The organism is Arthrobacter sp. SIMBA_036 (assembly GCF_046535135.1).
In the GTDB taxonomy this organism is placed as follows: Bacteria; Actinomycetota; Actinomycetes; order Actinomycetales; family Micrococcaceae; genus Arthrobacter.
The window spans coordinates 1-259 of sequence record NZ_JAWRXG010000279.1; the positions used below are offsets into that span (position 1 = coordinate 1).

1 pseudogene is annotated in these 259 nt (G+C 63.7%); it reads right to left on the bottom strand.

The features are described 5' to 3' along the window. Window positions 1–212 (bottom strand): annotated as a pseudogene (locus SB659_RS19890) (hypothetical protein); the annotation flags it as partial. Window positions 213–259: the final 47 nt, after the last annotated feature.

The following is a 259-nucleotide window of genomic DNA, read 5'->3' on the forward strand; positions in this document are numbered from 1 at the left end:
GGGTCGATGTCGTGAATGCCATGCGCCAGCATCACCCAGCGCACTCCGTTGAAGTCCAGATGGACGAAGCTTTCCGAACCGGTGATCTCCGATATCAGCGTGCGTGCCGAAAGCTCCGGCGAGGCGCCGGTCTGCTGCGAAAGCGCCAGATGATGCGGGTGGAAGGCGATGGTCACGACGCCATCCGCCATGCCGGCGAGATGCTGGGGCACGGGTATCTCCGCGCCGCTTACATGCTGGAAGCTTGCTGCGCGCTTGG